The organism is Streptomyces sp. NPDC001339, assembly GCF_042895955.1.
GTDB lineage: Bacteria > Actinomycetota > Actinomycetes > Streptomycetales > Streptomycetaceae > Streptomyces.
Genome location: NZ_JBIAWT010000004.1, coordinates 517937 through 536285, shown reverse-complemented (window position 1 = coordinate 536285; position 18349 = coordinate 517937). Strand labels below are relative to the sequence as shown.

16 protein-coding genes are annotated in these 18349 nt (G+C 70.5%); 7 read left to right on the top strand and 9 right to left on the bottom strand.

All coding sequences use genetic code 11. The features are described from left to right. Positions 1–15: 15 nt before the first annotated feature. Genes ACFY12_RS14580 through ACFY12_RS14570 form a run of 3 tightly spaced genes read right to left on the bottom strand, consistent with a single transcriptional unit; the run spans position 16 to position 2934 of the window. Positions 16–927: an ABC transporter ATP-binding protein gene (locus ACFY12_RS14580; RefSeq protein WP_390716124.1), complete on the bottom strand. Its 912-nt coding sequence runs from the start codon at positions 925–927 to the stop codon at positions 16–18. Further along, complete coding sequence (locus tag ACFY12_RS14575) at positions 924–1868, bottom strand: ABC transporter permease subunit (RefSeq protein ID WP_390716123.1); 945 nt, start codon at positions 1866–1868, stop codon at positions 924–926. Before ACFY12_RS14575 ends, ACFY12_RS14580 begins: the two co-directional genes overlap by 4 nt. Beyond that, on the bottom strand, positions 1858–2934 hold the full coding sequence (locus tag ACFY12_RS14570; protein ID WP_390716122.1) for an ABC transporter ATP-binding protein: 1077 nt from the start codon (positions 2932–2934) through the stop codon (positions 1858–1860). Before ACFY12_RS14570 ends, ACFY12_RS14575 begins: the two co-directional genes overlap by 11 nt. 313 nt (positions 2935–3247) lie before the next feature. Between ACFY12_RS14570 and ACFY12_RS14565 the strand changes: the two genes are divergently transcribed. From ACFY12_RS14565 to ACFY12_RS14550, 4 genes are all read left to right on the top strand, one after another. Next, the gene (locus tag ACFY12_RS14565) at positions 3248–4114 is read left to right on the top strand and encodes a M24 family metallopeptidase (RefSeq protein ID WP_390716121.1); all 867 of its coding nucleotides are present in this window, start codon (positions 3248–3250) and stop codon (positions 4112–4114) included. A 107-nt stretch (positions 4115–4221) separates the two neighbouring features. Beyond that, complete coding sequence (locus ACFY12_RS14560) at positions 4222–5952, top strand: SDR family oxidoreductase (protein WP_390716279.1); 1731 nt, start codon at positions 4222–4224, stop codon at positions 5950–5952. Between the two features lie 135 nt (positions 5953–6087). After that, positions 6088–7044 carry a metal-dependent hydrolase gene (locus ACFY12_RS14555; RefSeq protein WP_390716120.1) on the top strand — a complete coding sequence of 319 codons (957 nt, stop codon included), beginning with the start codon at positions 6088–6090 and terminating at the stop codon, positions 7042–7044. 229 nt (positions 7045–7273) lie between these two features. Next, a complete protein-coding gene (locus ACFY12_RS14550; protein ID WP_390716278.1) occupies positions 7274–8392 on the top strand; it encodes a MerR family transcriptional regulator in 1119 nt (372 codons plus the stop codon). On the opposite strand, the gene ACFY12_RS14545 is transcribed toward ACFY12_RS14550, so the two are convergent. After that, complete coding sequence (locus ACFY12_RS14545; RefSeq protein ID WP_390716119.1) at positions 8393–9784, bottom strand: carotenoid oxygenase family protein; 1392 nt, start codon at positions 9782–9784, stop codon at positions 8393–8395. Continuing rightward, a complete protein-coding gene (locus ACFY12_RS14540) occupies positions 9781–10371 on the bottom strand; it encodes a hypothetical protein (RefSeq protein WP_390716118.1) in 591 nt (196 codons plus the stop codon). The genes ACFY12_RS14545 and ACFY12_RS14540 overlap by 4 nt, the downstream gene beginning before the upstream one ends. A 179-nt stretch (positions 10372–10550) precedes the next feature. On the opposite strand from ACFY12_RS14540, the gene ACFY12_RS14535 reads away from it, so the two are divergent. Further along, entirely contained in the window at positions 10551–11147 is a 597-nt protein-coding gene (locus tag ACFY12_RS14535; protein ID WP_390716117.1) for a PadR family transcriptional regulator, read from the top strand. An 85-nt stretch (positions 11148–11232) separates the two neighbouring features. On the opposite strand, the gene ACFY12_RS14530 is transcribed toward ACFY12_RS14535, so the two are convergent. The 3 genes from ACFY12_RS14530 to ACFY12_RS14520 all read right to left on the bottom strand — a co-directional run bounded on the left by ACFY12_RS14530 (position 11233) and on the right by ACFY12_RS14520 (position 14026). Next, entirely contained in the window at positions 11233–11796 is a 564-nt protein-coding gene (locus ACFY12_RS14530) for a hypothetical protein (protein ID WP_390716116.1), read from the bottom strand. Between the two features lie 116 nt (positions 11797–11912). Further along, on the bottom strand, positions 11913–12812 hold the full coding sequence (gene htpX / locus ACFY12_RS14525) for a zinc metalloprotease HtpX (RefSeq protein WP_390716115.1): 900 nt from the start codon (positions 12810–12812) through the stop codon (positions 11913–11915). A gap of 314 nt (positions 12813–13126) precedes the next feature. Beyond that, complete coding sequence (locus ACFY12_RS14520) at positions 13127–14026, bottom strand: LLM class flavin-dependent oxidoreductase (RefSeq protein ID WP_390716114.1); 900 nt, start codon at positions 14024–14026, stop codon at positions 13127–13129. Between the two features lie 179 nt (positions 14027–14205). Here ACFY12_RS14520 and ACFY12_RS14515 point away from each other — a divergent pair, with 179 nt between their 5' ends. Both ACFY12_RS14515 and ACFY12_RS14510 read left to right on the top strand, forming a co-directional pair. Then, positions 14206–15138 (top strand): Cof-type HAD-IIB family hydrolase, encoded by a 933-nt coding sequence (locus ACFY12_RS14515; protein WP_390716113.1) that lies wholly within the window; start codon positions 14206–14208, stop codon positions 15136–15138. A gap of 237 nt (positions 15139–15375) precedes the next feature. After that, positions 15376–16560, top strand: coding sequence for a winged helix-turn-helix domain-containing protein (locus ACFY12_RS14510; protein ID WP_390716112.1), 1185 nt, complete (start codon positions 15376–15378; stop codon positions 16558–16560). Between the two features lie 69 nt (positions 16561–16629). On the opposite strand, the gene ACFY12_RS14505 is transcribed toward ACFY12_RS14510, so the two are convergent. Beyond that, the gene (locus ACFY12_RS14505) at positions 16630–18330 is read right to left on the bottom strand and encodes a GAF domain-containing sensor histidine kinase (protein ID WP_390716111.1); all 1701 of its coding nucleotides are present in this window, start codon (positions 18328–18330) and stop codon (positions 16630–16632) included. Positions 18331–18349: the final 19 nt, after the last annotated feature.

The window sequence follows — 18349 nt, the reverse complement described above, 5'->3', positions numbered from 1 at the left end:
GGCTCCTTTCAGGCCTCAGGCCGCGACGAGGTAGGAGAAGACGGATTCCAGCGATTCATCGGAGGGGGAGACCGTCAGCAGGCGGATGCCGTGGTCGCGGGCGACCCGTGGCAGGAGTTCGGTGAAGCGGCCGAAGTCGACCGCCTGTACGCGCAGCGCGCCCTCGACGAGGTCCACTTCGATGCCGGAGGTGGACGGGTCGGCGATCAGCGCCCCGGCCAGCGCGCGGTCGTTGTCGGACCGGACGAGGTAGCGGTGCGGGCGGTCGGTCATCAGCCGGCGGATCTTGCGGAAGTCGCCTGACGCGGCGTGCCGGCCGGCCACCACCACTTCGATGTGCGAGGCGAGTTGCTCGACCTCTTCGAGGATGTGCGAGGAGAAGAGGACCGTACGGCCCTGGTCGCCCATCTGCCGCAGCAGCTCCATCAACTGCATCCGTTGGCGCGGGTCCATACCGTTGAAGGGCTCGTCGAGCAACAGCACCGATGGATCGTGGACCAGCGCGGAGGCCATCTTCACCCGCTGCCGCATGCCCTTGCTGTACGTCGAGACCTTGCGGTCCTGGGCGTACTCCATCTCGACGGTGGCCAGCGCCCGGGCCGCCTCCCGCCGGCCGAGGCCGTGCAACTCCGCGTTGGCCAGCACGAATTCGCGCCCGGTGAGGAAGTCGTACATCGCCTCACGCTCGGGCACGATGCCGATGTGACGGTAGATGGCGGCGTTCCGCCAGATCGTCGTCCCGTCGAGGGTGACGGAGCCGTTGGAGGGGGCGAGGAAGCCGCCCATCATGTTGATCAGGGTGGACTTGCCGGCGCCGTTGGGGCCGAGCAGGCCGGTGACGCCGGGGCCGATGGTCATGGTGATGTCGTTGACGGCGACGACATTGCCGAACCAGCGGGAGACGTGGTCGATGTGGAGCGTGGTCACAGTCCGGCCTTCCGGTAGCGGCGCATCAGCAGGGCATAGCTGCCGGCGATGACGGTCAGCGTGACGAGGAGGTAGACGAATCCGGCGCCGGTCGACGGCGCCAGGCCGTTGGGGAAGGAGCTGACGCCTCCGAGGAAGACCGACTGCACCCCGTCGATGAGCGTGATGGGGGAGAACAGCCCGAGCCAGCCGACGGCGGATTCGTTGCCCTGGACGAAGGCGATGCCCTGCACCGCGGTCACCGCGCCGTAGGGAATGGTCAGTGCGGCGATCACGGCGGCGACGCCGAAGCCGCGGCGCGGGGTGAGGGCGGCGATGACCAGGCCCACCCCGGCGAACAGCAGCGACAGCAGCGTCACGGTCACCAGCCCCTGGGCCAGGCCCTTGGTCTGGTCGAGGAAGTCCAGCTTCGCCAGCAGTGCCCCGACGTAGAGGATCATCAGCGGCGCCGCGGTGAGGAGGAACAGGGCGCTCGCCATGGCCGCGAACTTCGCCGCCACGTAGTCGCCGCGCTCGATGGGGCGGGAGAAGTACAGCGGTATGGACTTGAACCGCAGATCGCGGGAGACCAACTGCGGTGCCTGGGCGGCCAGGTAGAGGCCGATGACGGCCTGGAGAAAGATCGCGTAGCGGGTGTAGCCGACCGGGAGGCTGCCGGACTTGGTGAACACCGTCACCGCGACCATGATCGCGGCGGGCAGGCACATCACCGCGAAGAGCAGCATCGGCAGCACCTTGCTCTTGGCCGAGCGGCCCAGGCCGTAGGCGCCGCGCAGGCTCTGCGAGAAGAGCGACCGGCGGGCGTAGCCGCGGCCCAGGCGGGGGCCGTCGTAGTGGCGGTAACCGATGTTGTGGATGTACGCCCCGCCCGGCGTGGCCGGTACGGCCGATGCCGGTGCCGGTGCCGGGTTCGGTGCGGAGGTCGTGGGGTCAGACGGCATCGTGGGCGCCTCCGTCCTGGGTGGCGTACGGGGCAGCGGCGCCGGGGGCGCCTGCGGGGGCAAGGGGGGTGGGGCCGGTGGCCGACGTGACCGGGCCGGCCGCCGGGTCGGTGTGCGCCTCGTCGGCGTCACGGAAGACCTCGGCGATCCGGTGGCGGCGCTGTTCCATCCGGACCAGGCCGAGCCCGAGTCCGGCGACAGTGTCCCGCACCAGGTCGTAGGTCTCCTCGTCGGCCGCGTCGATGAACAGCAGATGGCCGGGCGTGGCGAGGCCGTCGGAGCCGGCGCTGCCGGTGGTCACCGCGACCCCGGCGCCGGTCAGGGCCCGGCGGAGCGCTTCGGCGCCGTCCGGATGGGCGTCCGTATCGGTGACCTCGACCGCCAGTGAGGCCGTGACCTGCGTGAACTCGTCGGTGGAGGAGGAGCGCAACAGCTTGCCGCCGTCGATGACGACGACATGGTCGCAGGTGCGCTCCAGCTCACCGAGGAGGTGGGAGGTGACCAGGACGGAGATGCCGAAGTCGGTGTGGACGCGCCGGATCAGGCCGAGCATCTCGTCCCGGCCGGCCGGGTCGAGGCCGTTGGTGGGCTCGTCGAGGAGCACCAGCTGTGGGTCGTGGACCAGCGCCTGGGCGAGCTTCACCCGCTGCTTCATACCCGTGGAGTAGCCGCCGATGGGGCGGTAGCGCTCCTCGTAGAGGCCGACGTGGCGCAGGGTGTCGGCGGTGCGCTCACGGGCGGCGGTCGGCGGCAGGCCGGACATCCGTGCCATGTGCACGACGAATTCCGTGGCCGAGACATCCGGCGGCAGGCAGTCGTGCTCGGGCATATAGCCGACCCGCTCGCGGATGGCGCTGCCGTCCTTCGCCACGTCCAGGCCGAGCACACGCGCGGTCCCTTCGGTGGCCGGGGCCAGGCCGAGAAGGATCTTGATCAGGGTGGACTTGCCGGCGCCGTTGGCGCCCACCAGGCCGGTTACGCCGGGGGCGATGTCAACGGTGAGCCGGTCCAAGGCGGTCACCCGCGGGAACCGCTTGCTCAGGCTTTCGGTCACGATCACAGTCACGTCATCGACGGTAGGCGTGCCCGGCGCGCCGGTCGTCAACCCAGGCGGTGGGATCTGCCTCCCCCTGCGGTATTACGGCCCCTAGGGGTTCTCCTGCTTCGAGCGGTACGGCGTCAGGGTCGGCGTCGGGGATGGACATCAGGGATGGACGCCAGGGATGGACGCCAGGGTCGGACATCGCCGCAGGCAGCAGGCCGGCGTCGGAAGCCGGGCATGCACACCTCTTGACGCAGTCGCCGGGCATTGTCACATTCATCAATGTCAAGTTACGGGCGCGTACCGCGATGGACTGCTCACGGACGGACGGTTGGCGATGGCCTCAGTCACCACAGCGACCTCAGCAGGAGCCGGAGAACGCACCGCCGAGCTGGCGGGCTTCAGAGAGGTCCAGCGGCTCGCCTACGCCTGCGCGGAAGCGGTGGCCGCCCAGCTCAGGCCCGGGATCACCGAGCGCGCGGCGGCACGGATGCAGCGCGAGTGGCTGCACGAGCGCGGGGTGCGGGACTGGTTCCATCTGCCGTTCGCCTGGTTCGGCGACCGCACCGCCTTCGTCGGCTTCCGGATTCCGCTGCAGTTCTTCCCCACCAACCGGCAGCTGGAGCCGGGGATGGCCTTCATCCTCGACATGGCACCGGTCCACAACGGCTTCACCGCCGACATCGGCTACTCCGGCTGCCTGGGCCTCAACCCCGTGCACGACCGGCTGCTCGCCGACCTCGAAGCGCACCGGGAGCTGATCCTGCGCGAGGTGCGCGAGCGGCGCCCGCTGCGGGAGATCTACGAAGACGTCGACCGGCTCATGGTGCGGCAGGGCTACGCCAACCGCCACCGCGCCTACCCCTTCGGCGTCATCGCCCACAAGGTCGACCGGGTCAGGCAGCGCCGCTGGTCCCCCACCCTGTTCGGATTCGGCACCCAGTCCCTCAAGGGCCTCGCCTCCGACGCACTGCACGGCCATCGCGAGGGCTGGTCCCCGCTGTGGAGCCCGTACTCCTTCTCCGACCACCCACCGACACCCGGGCTATGGGCGGTCGAACCCCACCTCGGTTTCCGGGGCACCGGCGCGAAGTTCGAGGAGATCCTCGTCGTCACGGACTCCAAGGACCCGCAGGAGAGCGCCTTTTGGCTGGATGACGATCTGCCGCACGTGCGGCGCCGGCAGGAGGAGCAGGCCGCGTGAAGACGGGACGGAACAAGAAGCCGGGACGGAACGAAGGGGACAAGGGGAGGGAGCACGGTAGGGGAGAGGACCGGGTTCCGGGCCTTGCGGGGGCGACGGAGCGCTGGGTGCGCACCGGTGGCATCGAGCTGTGCGTCGCGGAGCTCGGCGACCCGGCCCGGCCCACAGTGCTGCTGGTGCACGGCTACCCGGACAGCAAGGAGGTCTGGTCCGAGGTCGCCCGCGGCCTGGCCGACCGCTTCCACGTCGTGCTCTACGACGTCCGTGGCTGCGGCCGCTCCACCGCCCCGCAGCCGCTGCGCGGCGGCTTCACCCTGGAGAAACTGACGGATGACTTCCTGGCCGTCGCCGACGCCGTCAGCCCCGGCCGCCCGGTGCACCTCGTGGGCCACGACTGGGGATCCGTGCAGTCCTGGGAGTTCGCCACGGTGCCACGGACGGAGGGCCGGATCGCCTCCTTCACCTCCCTGTCGGGACCGTCCCTGGACCACTTCGGCCACTGGATCAAGCAGCGGATGGCGCGGCCCACCCCGCGCCGCGCCGCCCAACTCCTGAACCAGAGCGCCAAATCCTGGTACGTCTACCTCCTGCACACCCCCGCGCTGCCCGAACTGGCGTGGCGGGGACCGCTCGGCAAGCGCTGGCCGAAGATCCTTCGCCGGGTGGAGAGGGTGCCGGGCGGCGACTACCCGACCGCCTCACTGCCCACCGACGCGGTCCACGGCGCCTGGCTCTACCGTGACAACGTCCTCCCCCGGCTCCGCCACCCGCGCGCCGACGCCTATGCGCACTGCCCCGTGCAGCTCATCACCCCCACCGGTGACGCCTTCCTCTCCCCTCGGCTCTATGACGACCTGGAGCAGTGGGCACCCCAGCTGGTACGCCGCACCCTCCCTGCCCGGCACTGGGTGCCCCGCACCCGGCCCGACCAACTCGTCTCCTGGATCACCGAGTTCGTCACTGCCAGGGAGGAGGGTGACCCCGCCAAGCGGGTCGCGGCGTCCGGCCCGCACGCCGACCGGTTCGGCGGACAGCTGGTGCTGGTGACCGGAGCCGCCAGCGGCATCGGCCGGGCCACCGTATTCGCCTTCGCGGAGGCCGGTGCGCGGATCATCGCCGTCGACCGGGACGCCGAGGGCGCGGCCCGGACCGCCGACCTGGCCCGTCTGATCGGTGCACCGCAGGCCTGGGCGGAGACCGTCGACGTCACGGACGAGGCAGCGATGGAGAAGCTCGCCGACAAGGTCGACGCCGAGTACGGCACCGTCGACGTGCTGGTGAACAACGCCGGCATCGGTCTGTCCGGCCCCTTCCTCCAGACCAGCACCGAGGACTGGAAGAAGGTCCTGGACGTCAACCTGTGGGGCGTCATCCATGGCTGCCGGATCTTCGGCAAGCGGATGGCGGACCGCGGACAGGGCGGCCATATCGTCAACACCGCCTCGGCCGCCGCCTTCCAGCCGTCGAAGATGCTGCCCGCCTACTGCACCTCCAAGGCGGCGGTCCTGATGCTCAGCGAGTGTCTGCGCGCCGAACTGGCCGGCCAGGGCATCGGCGTCTCGGCCATCTGCCCCGGACTGGTCAACACCGGCATCACCACCACCGCCCGTTTCGCCGGCGTCTCCGCCGAAGAGGAGAAGCGCCGCCAGGCCAAGGCCGCGCGGATGTACGGGCTGCGCAACTACCCGCCGGAGAAGGTCGCCGATGCCGTCCTCGGCGCGGTGGCCGGCAACCGGGCCGTGGTCCCGGTCACGCCCGAGGCCCGCGGAGCCCATCTGCTGTCCCGCTTCGCCCCACGCGCCCTGCGCGCCCTCGCCCGCATCGAGCCAAGGCTGTAGGCCACCGGGGCGGCCTCGGACGGCCACGGACGGCCGTCCCACGAGGCCCGGGCGGGCCTGCCCTGCCCAGACACGACGCCTGCCCGGACACGACGCCTGCCCAGACACGACACCTGCGCATGTCAGGAGCCGCGCATGAGTACTCCACCTCCTCAGGAGCAGCCGCACCGAGCGCGGAAGCCCTACGCGATCGCGCCCCGTCGGGTCTCGTTCGACTGGCGTGAGACACCACTGCTCTGGATACCCGACGAACCCACCGCCACCCACGTCATCAACGTCCTGCATCTGCTGCTGCCGGCCGGCGAGCGCTGGTTCGTGAAGGTCTTCAAGGAGGCCCTCCCACTGGTCCGGGACGGGCAACTCCACACGGAAGTCAAGGGCTTCATGGGCCAGGAGGCCACCCACAGCGTCCAGCACTCCTACGTGCTCGACCACTTGGCCCACCAGGGCCTGGACACCAGCCCCTACACCCGGCACGTCGACTTCCTCTTCGACTACCTCCTGGGCGACCAGCCGCCGTTGGGCGTCCCCGTACCCCAGCGGGAGTGGTTGCGTTTCCGGCTCTCCCTGATCGCCGCCATCGAGCAGTTCACCGCGGTGCTCGGCAACTGGGTACTGGCCGCCGACGGCCTGGACCGCGCCCAGCCCGACCCGGTCATGCTCGACCTGCTGCGCTGGCACGGCGCGGAAGAGGTCGAGCACCGCGCGGTCGCCTTCGACATGTACCAGCACACCGGCGGACCGGATCCGGCCCGCTACGCCCGCCGGATCCTGGGGATGGCCGTAACAGCCCCCGTCCTGCTCTACCTCTGGAGCCGGGGCGCCACCTACCTCCTACGCCACGACCCCCAACTCGCCACCCGATCCCGCTACTCACTACGCCAGCACCACCGCGCCATCCGCAAGGGGCTGCTGCCCACCTGGCGTGAGCTGGGAACGGCGATCCCGCGATATCTGCGGCGGTCGTACCATCCCTCACAGGAAGGGTCGCTGCGCAGAGCGGTCACCTATCTGGCCTCCTCCCCGGCCGCACGGGCCGCGGCGGACTCGGCGGACTCGGCGGACTCGGCGGGCCGCGCGGCCCTCTCCTAGCGCGCGGAACACGTTCCCGCGGCCATCTCATGAGGAGCAGCGAGTGACCGAGCAGCCGCCGTCGGCCGAACCACACCGCACGGCCGGACCCCACACGACCGGACACGGCACAGCCGGGCACTGCCCAGCCGGACGACAGATCGCCGGACCCCACACGACCGGACACCAGACGGCCGAACCCCAGACGGCCGGACACCAGACGGCCGGACACCAGACGGCCGGAGACCGCATAGCCGGACACCGGGCGTCCGAATACCGCATCGAGGACCTGGCCCATCTCAGCGGCGCCACGGTCCGTACGATCCGCGCCTACCAGGACCGCGGACTGCTCCCCCGTCCCGAACGCCGCGGCCGGGCGAACCTCTACGGCGATGCTCACCTGGCCCGTCTGCGCCAGATCGCCGACCTGCTCGACCGTGGCTACACCCTCGCCAGCATCAAGGAACTCCTGGAGGCCTGGGATGCCGGCCGCGACCTCGGCGGGGTCCTGGGCCTGGTCGCCGAAGTCGACGGGCCCTGGAGCGACGAGCAGGCGTCCCGGATCAGCCGCGCGGAGCTGGCCGCCGCCTTCGGTGGCGTCTCCGACGAAGCCGCGGTCGCCGAGGCCGTGGAGCTGGGCGTCCTGGAACGTGTCCCCGGCCGGGACGACGAGTTCCTCGTGCCCAGCCCCCAGGAACTCGCCGTCGCCGCCGAACTGCACTCGGCCGGCGTCCCGCTGCCGGCGATCTCCGGTCATCTGCGGGAGCTGCGCGGCCAGGTGGAGCACATCGCCTCCCGCTTTCTGGACTTCACCTCCGAACATGTCTTCCGGCCGTTCCTGGATCATCCGCCCACCGAGGACGAGGCCGCGGAGGCCGCCACCCTCGTGCGTCGGCTCCGCCCACTGGCCCAGCAAACCATCGACGCTGAACTCGCCCGCGCCATGCGCGCCCTGGCCACCCGCTACCTCCGACACCACCTCGGCGAGGCCCTCCCACCGGCAGAGGCGGACAAGTCCGACGGGGGCCGTGCCCAGGAGGCCGGCGAGGTCGACAGGGCCCGCCTCCGGCGGACGGCCGCCGGGCCCTCGGCCGCGCCCGCCCCCTCGGTCGCCCCCGTCCTTCCACCGGCCGCCGAGCCGGTCGCGGACCCCCGTACCGCAATCGACTCGACGACCGGAGCCCCGAACAGCGACACCGCGGAGGCGGTGGCGCTCCCCGCTGAGGCCGTGCAGGCCGTACGGGCCCTGGTGGGCGCGGAGAACACCGCCGCATTCATCACCGCCGCCGCCCTGCGGGAGGTGCAGGCCCGCACGATGGACGCACTGGCATCGCGCAGGCCCGGCGCCGGAGGCCTGTCCCGGCGGTGATCAACTCACGGGATCCGGCAGCCAGTTGCCGTGAAACCCGTACGGCACCCGCTGCGGGAGATGGACCGTGGCCACCGGGTCGGCGGATATGTCCTCGGCGTCGAGCACGACCAGATCGCTGGTGTCGGTGGTCGCGTCATAGACGTAGGTGATCAGCCAGCCCGGCCCGCCCGGGCGGTCGTCCGCCGGGGCGAAGACCGCCTCGCCCGGAGTGCGCCCAGGACCGAAGTCGTGCCGGACGGCCTCGCCGGTTTGCAGGTCGTAGCGGAGCAGGGCGCCGGGTATCGGCCCGCCCCCGGGGGGCTCGGCGGCAATGCCATGGCCATAGCGGGCCGGCAGCCCGGCGAGGCGGTCGTCCACCCGCGGGAACTCGCACAGCTGGTCGTCCAGCTGTTCCTCGGTGACCGTGCCGGCGGCGAGATCGATCGTCCAGCGCCACAGGCAGGGCGCGGTCCCCTCGGTCGGCTCGGTCAACTCGGTCATCTTCCCGAAGTCGGCATAGCGGGAGACATAGAGGACGATGCGCTGGTCGCCGTCGTCGTAAGCGTTCAGCGCATGGAAGACATAGCAGGGGTCGACAGGCAGCCAGCGGACCTCGCCGTAGGGATCGTCTCGACGCAGTACGCCCAGCCGGGCGCCGTACTCCGGATCCCAGCGGTACGGCATACCGGGATGGCCACGGTCGAAGACGAGGGGAAGGTCCATGAAGACGACATGGCCGGCGGTCAGATGGAAGTCATGCATCATCGTGTGCCCCGGCACGTCGATGGGCCGACTGATCACCAACTCCCCTGCTGCGTCCGCGCGGTGGTAGGTGAGGTAGGGCGGGGCGGAACCTCCGTAGCCGAAGAAATGCAGCTCGCCGGTGGTGGGACAGGTCTTGGGATGGGCGGTCATGGCGGTGGTGAGCCGGCCGGCGAAGTCATGGGCGCCGATGGTCTCCAGCTCGTGACCGGGACGGCAGTCGATCTCGTAGGGGAACGACGACTCGACCAGTGCGAGGGTGCGGCCCGCGTGCCGGACGATGTGCGTATTCGCCACACCCGCCGCCAGGTTACGGCGGCCCTCCGCGTCCCGAGTGGATTCGTCACCGGTGAAAGTGGAGGTGCGGACCCAGCGGTTGCGGTACGACACCGCCTTCCCGCCTTCCAGGCGCAGGCCGTGGACCATGCCGTCGCCGAAGAACCAGTGCGGGGTGTCGGCTTCCCGCGGATTGGGGCCATTGCGCAGGAACCAGCCGGTGAGCTCGGGCGGGATCGCACCCGTGACCGGGAGGTCGTAGGCAGTCAGCTCCTCCTTGACCGGCGCGAAGTTGCCGGCCAGGTGCGGTGCGGGGGCGGTGGATTCGGATGCGGTACTCGGCGATGCGGGATGGGGAGATACGGGGTTCATGAGGCCAGGCCTCCCTGGATGTCGGTCCGCACGCCGGACTGGCCCAGGAATCGGGCCTTGGCGCGCTCCGGATAGGCGGAGGTGAAACGGACGGGCAGGACGAATCCGGCGATCTGGATGACGATCGTGAAGACAGCGTTCAACTCGTAGGCCGAGACGATGGCCTGGGCGGTCGCGGTAAGGGTGAAGGACAGCGCCCACGCGGCCGTGAGCACGACGTTGATGTGGCGGAACACTGGGGTCTGCCAGACCTCCGGTGGGGCCATCCGGCGGGCGATCCCCATCGTGAAGGGGCGCCGTACGGCTATCGACACCCAGGCGATGACCGCCAGCCAGCCCATGGAGAGCGAGCTGGCGTACAGCTTGAGCCCACTGTCGGGCCGGGCAAAGGCCAGCACGGCGAGGCCCGCGAAGTACACGATCGTTCCGTACTCCAGCAGACGGTAGTCCAGCTTCAGACCTGCGGCGCGGTCGGCGATGAGCAGCCCGACGGATACCACCAGGCCGGCCGACGCGCCCCACTGCCAGCCGAACGACCCCACCACCGCGAAGACCAGCCATGGAACGAAGCCCCGCAGGTAGTTCATGATTCCCCCCTTTTTCCGCCGCGCTCTTTCGATCGCGTTCTTTCGATGGCGCTCCGGTCGTGGCCGCGCGCTTGCGGCCGACCGGCCGTCGCAGCCGCAACGAGACATTCCAACTTCGACATGTCGAAGCTAGAAGCTTCACCTTTGACATGTCAAGAGTGGAAGGTAAAGTGAGAGTCATGAGCTTGAGACACGCGGTACTGGGCCTGCTGTCCGAATCCCCGGCGAGCGGCTACGACCTGATGAAGCTGTTCAACGCCACGCTCACGAACGTCTGGCCGGCTACCCAGAGCCAGGTCTACGGCGAGCTCAACAAGCTCACGACGGCCGGCCTGGTCGAGGTCGCCGCCCAGGGCCCCCGCGGCCGCAAGGAGTACGCGATCACCGAGGACGGCCTGACGGAGCTGCGTCACTGGCTCACCGATATCAAGCCGGGCGGCAGCACACGCGACGACAGCCTGCTGCGCGTCTTCTTCCTCGGCATCGTCACACCGCTCGAAGCGCAGACTTACCTGCTGCAACAGGCCCAGCGCGCGGCCCGCTTGCACAGCGTGTACGAGCAAATCGACCAGACTGCCAACTGGGACGAGGAAATGATTTCGGTACACGGCCGGATCGCGCTGGAGTACGGCCTCCGGATGACGGCCGCCCTGGAGGACTGGGCCCTCTGGGCGGCCGACGAGGTGACCCACGCCAAGGCGAGGAAGGCGAGCGAGCTCGCACGGAGCAGGCACAAGGGGAAGCTGCGCGAGGAGGACGCCGACGAGGAGGGATGAGGGGGCGAGAACCGGGCTCCGCCCGCCCCGGGCCCGCGGGCCCCGTCCCCAGCACCCGGCCCCGTCGGCTCACCGCCCCATCAGCTCACAGCCCTGGTGCACCCCACACCGGGAACCACCGCGCCAGATCCTTCTCCACCGTCAGGTCGTCCCCGAGCATCGCCCGTACCTGCAGTTCGAGCGAGTTGTCACGCCTCTCGTCACCGCCCGGCTGCGGCGCGAACGGGTAGAACGTCCCGCGCTTGTAGAGGTAGACCAGCGCCAGCGACCGCTCCCGCTCATCGCGGAAACCGAGCAGGGAGCACAGCAGCTGCGGACCGAAACCCGCCTCCTCCAGTGAGGTGTTGACCGCGTGCAGGTCGTTGACCAGGCCCGCCACATCGTCCGGTGAGTGCCGAACGAGCAGCCATGTATACCCGTACGCGTCCTGGGTGAACTCCACCGAACCGTCCAGCAGGGACCGCGCCTCCTCCTGAATACGCGAGAACGCCCCGCCCTCGACACTCGCAAAGCACACCGAACCGACGCCGGTGGCGGTGAAACCCGCCGCTACTTGGAGAGTCACCGCGGCGGAGGGCAGCGCGAAGAGCTGGTCGAGATCGGGGCGGACCGGCTTGCTGCGACCGAGGATGGCGTCCAGAAATCCCATGCGCGGCTTACTCCTTGCTCATCACTGCCCGACTTTGCCCTGTCCCTGTCCCTGCCCCTGCCCCTGCCTCTGCCCCTGCCCGGCCACCGACTGCGCTTCGCTTCGCTTGCACCGCGTCACGGCCGCCCCAGCTCCGCCGCTATCCGCCCCAGCTGGTCCAACCGCTGCTCCAGCGTCGGGTGCGAGGACAGCAGCTGGTTGAAGCTCTCCTTGTTGAACGCCGGGACGAAGTAAAAGGCGTTGAACGGCTGGGCCTTGCGCAGATCCTCGGTCGGGATCCGCGCCATCTGGCCAGTGATCTTCGTCAGCGCGGCGGCCAGCGCCGAAGGGCGGCCGGTCAGCAGTGCGGCGGCCCGGTCGGCGGACAGCTCGCGGTAACGGGACAGCAGCCGGGTCAGCAGGAAGCTGATCGCGTAGACGACCACGCTGACGGCGGTGACGATGAGCACGGCGATGGCCGCGTTCTGGTCCCGGTTGTTGCGCCCGACACCGCTCCACAGCGCGGCCCGGGTGATGATCCCGGCCAGGACGCCGAGGAACGACGCGATGGTCATCACCGCGACGTCGCGGTGCGCGACATGCGAGAGCTCGTGGGCCAGTACACCCTCCAGCTCCGCCGGCTCCAGCCGTCGCAGCAGCCCGGTCGTGGCGCACACCATCGAGTTCTTCTGATTACGGCCGGTGGCGAAGGCGTTCGGCACATCCGACTGGGCGATCGCGACCCGTGGCTTGGGCATATCGGCCAGCGCGCAGAGCCGGTCGACCGCGCCGTGGAGTTCGGGCGCCTGCTCCGGGGTGACCTCGTGCGCGCCCATGCTGAACGCCGCGATCCGGTCGCTGTACCAGAACTGCGCGACGAACATCGCCCCCGCGATCAGCAGCACCACCACCCAGGCGCCCTTGAGCAGCACCACCAGCGCGCTGACGACCACGACGTACAGCAACCCGATGAAGAACATCGTCGTCACCATGCGCGAGGTCAGTCCGCGGTCCGGGGCGAATCGGGTCTGTGCCATGGCTCCTCCACAAACGCCGCATTCCCAAACGCCGCATTCCGACACAGAGCACCAGTCCGCTCGCACGGTGACGCGCACCGCGCGCCGCGTCCACCACACTGCGCCGCTGCCCCAATTCTCCCCCTTCACGGCTATATGCGGAGTAAAGCGGAGGCCGGGGCGTGGCCGGGCGCGTCGGAGCCGGGTCAGGGACGAGTCAGGGGCGGAGCCGGGTACGCGTCAGGGGCTGAGCCGGGTACCGTGCCAAGGGCTGAGCCAGGCCCGGTCCCCCGGGTCAGGGGCTGGCTGGGCAAGGAGCCGGCCTCAGCTCGCCCCTACCGAGCGCCCAGCTGCGCCAGCCCCTCCGTGGCGATGCGCTCGAAGACCGTGACATCGGCGTCGAAGACCGAATCCGCGATCGGCCAGTGGACGACCAGCTCGTCGATGCCCAGCTCGCCATGGCGTCCCGCGAAGTCGACAAAGGCGTCCAGGGAGTCCAGCGGACGATCCGGGGTGAAGCCGGTCAGCATGATCTTCCGGAGTTCGCCGAAGTCCCGGCCCTGGTCGGCGCAGGCCTTGGCGAGCTTCTCGACCTGTCCGCCAACCGCCTCCAGCGACTCGGTCGGCGTACCGCCTCCGTTCGAGACCTTGGGATCACCGGTGGTCACCCACGCCTGCCCGTACCGGGCGGCCAGCTGCATGCCGCGCGGCCCGGTGGCCGCCACTGCGAACGGCAGCCGCGGCCGCTGCACACAACCGGGGATGTTGCGCACCTCCTCGGCGGAGTAGAACGTGCCCTCGGAGGAGACGGCGTCCTCGGTCAGCAGCCGGTCCAGCAGCGCCACGAACTCGGCGAAACGGTCCGCCCGTTCCCGCGGTGACCAGGGCTCCTGGCTGAGGGCGGTGGCGTCGAAGCCGTTCCCGCCGGCGCCGATTCCCAGGGTGAGACGGCCATCGCTGATGTCGTCGAGCGAGATCAGCTCCTTGGCGAGGGTGACCGGGTGCCGGAAGTTCGGCGAGGTGACGAGGGTGCCCAGGCGGATCCGTGAGGTCGCGGCCGCGGCCGCGGTCAGCGTCGGCAGGGCACCGAACCAGGTCTGCTCACGGAAGCTCCGCCACGAGAGGTGGTCGTAGGTGTACGCGGCGTGGAACCCCAGCTCCTCGGCGCGCTGCCACACCTCCCGCCCGCCGTCGGACCAGCGTCGTACGGGGAGGATCACGGTGCTCAGTCGCATGCCCCCGAGCGTACGGCCGTGCGGCCGGCAGCCCTACGGAGGGGCCTGCCGCTCGACTCGGGCTCCGCCCGGCCTCACCCCGGCCTCGTTCCCACCTTGCCCGGCTCGGCCCTGCCCGGCCCGGCTCATACGCGCAACCTGCTGCACGCCTGTGCGCAGCGGTACGGGAAGATGGCCCCGTGACTGATGCCTCCCCCACGCCGCCCCGGGCGCCCGAAGCGGCCGTCGCACCCCGGCTGATCGCGACCGACCTCGACGGCACGCTGCTGCACGACGACAAGACGGTCTCCGACCGGACGATCGCCGCCCTCGCCGCCGCCGAGCGGGCCGGCATCGAGGTGTTCTTCGTCACCGGGCGCCCGGCCCGTTGGATGGGCGTGGTCAGCGATCATGTGCACGGTCACGGTCTGGCGATCTGCGCGAACGGCGCGGCCGTCGTCGACCTGCACCACGGCGGCCGGATCGTCGAGGTCAGCCCCCTGGAACGGACCGCCGCGCTGGACGTCGTGGCGGCGCTGCGCGGTGCCGCGCCCGGCACTTCGTTCGCCGTCGAGCGCACCAGCGGCATTCATTACGAGCCGGAGTACCCGCCGCTCCTCCTGGACCCGGCCGCGGTCGTCGCGCCGGCGGAGAAGCTGCTGGCCGAGGACTTCGTGGCACCGACGGACCCCGCCGACTGCGTCGAGAGCGCCGGTCCCGCTTTCCCCGACCAGCCCGTCATCAAACTGCTCGCACACCACCCCGACCTGGAGCCTGACGCGTTCCTCGCGCTGGCCCGTACGGCCGCGGGCGGTCTCGCGTCCTTCACCCGGTCCAGCCCCACCGCGCTGCTGGAAATCAGCGGCCCCGGTGTCAGCAAGGCCGGCACCCTCGCCCACTGCTGTGCGGAGCGCGGTATCTCACCGGACGAGGTCGTCGCCTTCGGGGACATGCCGAACGACATCGAGATGCTGACCTGGGCCGGCACCTCGTACGCCATGGCCAACGCCCATCCGGAGGTGCTGGCGGCCACCACGCGCCGTACCGAGTCCAACAACGACGACGGCGTCGCGGTCGTCATCGAGGAGATCCTTCAGCGCCGCGGAGAACAGGGCGGCGGCCTGCCGCGCTGACGGTTCCGGCGGCCTTACGGCACTGCTCCTACAACACCTCCGACAACGGCACCTCCCACGCCTACGTACCTACGCGTAGGGCCCCTGCGCAAATGTGGCTACGCGTACGCGCGGTCACGTCGGTCAATCCCGAAAGTCGTGTGTGCACGGAGTGGCTGCTTTTAGCATGTGCGCGTCATTGGTGCGACTCGGGGGGACATGTCCGAGGGGCATGTCGGGGGCATATCGGGGGAAACCTTGATCGACATCGCGGTGAGCACGGATGCGTTGGCGGCCATACGCTTCGCGGTATCACCGCTGATGCAGGCCGGTGCGGTGCTGCACCCGCACCGGCCGCGCGCGGTGAGCAGGATGCGCATGAACGGACAGCAGGTCGACGCCGCGCTACAGGAACGCGGTCTGCATCTGCTCTCCGCACTGCGCCGGGAGATCCACGGTTACGCGCCGGACTTCCTGACCCCCGGGCCGGGCAGCGACCTCGCACCCGATGTCGACAGGGAGTTGCATCAGGTCGCCACGACGCCGTCGCCCATAGTCGCCCGCCAGATGAACAGGGTGCTCCAGACGAGCAGGGTGCTCCGGATGAACAGAGTGCTCCGGTCCGCATCACCGCCCGAGCGGGCCTCCGCATCCGGGCGGCCCGGTGGGTTCCCCGGCGGCCTCCCCGATGTCAGGGACTTCCTGGAACTCGGCGAGCAGGCCTTCGCACAGCAGGCCGCCGACGAGCTGGCCTCGTTCTGGCAACGGAGCCTTGCGCCCATGTGGCCCGCCATCTCCGCCCGGGCGAAGGCGGATATCGACCACCGGGCACGCCTCATCGCGCGCAGCGGTCTGCACACCGCGCTCAACTCCCTGCACCGGGACATCGCCTACGACTGCGGCGCGCTCCGCCTGGAGAACGAACAGCAGCTACAGGTGTCCGGGACCGCGGACGTCACGCTCTTCCCTTCGACGCTTGCACACAGCTGGCTCATCAGCGTGGATCCTTGGCATGAACGCGGCATCTACCTCGTCTACCCGGTGCGCCCGGTCCACCCAGGCCGCCCGCTCCGCCCGGCCCACCATCCACCGGGGACGGACCGGACCGCCGGGGGAACCGACCCCTCCCTCGGCAACGTCATCGGCCACTCCCGTTCCCTCGTGCTGACCGACCTCGACGTGCCCCGCACCACCACACAGCTCGCCGCCCGCCACCACCTGAGCTCGTCGACCGTCTCCTACCACCTCAGCCACCTCCTCCGCGCGGGGCTGGTAACCCGCGTACGGGACGGAAACCGGGTGTACTACCAGCGCACCACAGACGCCGACTGTCTGTGCGACCGGCCGAAATGCCCTGACGGTGCCCGGGGGCCGCGCCGCGAGGGGACGTTCCGTACCGTGCCGGATGCGGAGGCCGACCACGAGGGCGTCATATCGACGTAGCACCTCGCGTCCCACGCAACACGCCCAGCGGCCTCGCTTCCGGCGCCTCACCATCCGGCGCGGCATCTCCTACAGCGGCGCTTCCCACGTCACCGTCGTCCCCCTGCCGCCTTCGCCCAGGCCCGGGCCGTGGCTGCTGGAGCCGCCCAGGGACTCGGCCCGTTTGGCGAGGTTCTTCAGACCGCTGCGGCGGCCGCCGTCCGGGATGCCGATGCCGTCGTCGGCGACGGTCAGGCGGACGCCGTCGGTGCCGTCCGGCAGGCGGATCGTCGCGTCGACGACCACTTCGATCCGGGAGGCCTGGGCGTGCCGGAAGGCGTTGGACAGTGCCTCGCGCAGCGCGGCGATCAGGTTCTTGCCGGTCAGCTCGCCGACCCGGGAGTCGACCGGGCCGACGAAGCCGGCCGACGGCTGGAAACCGAGCGGTACGGCGGCGGTGCCGATCTCGCGCAGGACCCGGGTCCGCAGCCCGGACGGCGCCTCGGCCGGGCCCTGTTGGAGAGCGAAGATCGCCGTCCGGATTTCCTGGATGGTGGTGTCCAGCTCGTCGACGGCCTTGCCGACGCCGTGCGTCACCTCCGGAACGCCCGACCTGCGCTGTGCGCTCTCCAGCATCATGCCGGTGGCGAACAACCGCTGGATCACGAGATCGTGCAGGTCACGGGCGATCCGGTCGCGGTCTTCGTAGACCGCGAGGCGCTCCCGGTCGCGTTGGGCCTCGGCCAGCACCAGCGCCAGCGCGGCCTGCGCGGCGAACTGGGTGGCCAGCGTCCGCTCGGCGGCGGTGAAGGGGCGGGCGCCCCGGGACCGCGGTGTGGCCAGGGTGCCGAGCACCCGCCCGCCGCTCTTGAGCGGCAGCATCATGCTCGGCCCGAAGCGGGGCGCGATGGCCGTCACCATACGCGGATCGGTGGCCGAGTCGTCCACGAACACCGGCTCCCCGGCGAGGAGTTGCTCGGCCACCGGACTGTCCGGCGGAATCTGCGTCCCCAGGATCCCGGTGGGGTCGTCCGCCGACACCGCGACGATCTCCAGACCGCCCTCGTCGTCGGGCAGCAGGACGATGCCGGCCGCCGAGTCCGCCAGCCTGCGGGCCTGCTCGGCGACCACCGCGAGGGCGTCGTCGACGTCACTGCCGGCGAGGAGTTCGGTGGTCACCGCCACCGAGCCGTCGATCCACCGCTCCCGCTGGCGGGTCGCCGCATGCAGCCGGGCGTTGCCGATGGCGATACCGGCCTCGGTCGCGAGCACCCGCACCATGTGCAGGTCCTCCTCGCTGAACTCCCCGCCGCCGCGCTTCTCCGTCAAATAGAGATTGCCGAAGATCTCGCCCTGGACGCGGATCGGCACCCCCAGGAACGTCCGCATCGGCGGGTGCCCCGGTGGGAATCCGGCCGAGCGGGGGTCCTGCGTGAGGTCGGCCAGGCGCAGCGGCCGGGGGTTTTCGATCAGTGCGCCGAGCAGGCCCTTGTGGCCGTCGGGCAGGGCGCCGATCCGTTCGTGCTGCTGCCCGGTCACGCCGTACGTGACGAAGTCCGACAGCCCCTCACGGGCGTCGTCGATGATCCCGATGGCGGCGTAGCGGGCGTCGGCGAGCTCGGCGGCGGTCTCCACGATCCGGTCGAGGGTGATGTGCAGATCGAGGCCCGCGCCGACGGTACGCATCGCCTCCAGCAGCTGTGGCACGCGGGCGGTCAGCTCGGAGGACAGGCCCTGCAGGCTGCGGGTGGCCGCGGTGGCGGCATCCATGGGGTCCGGGGCGGTGTCCATGCCCATGAGAGTAATAAGT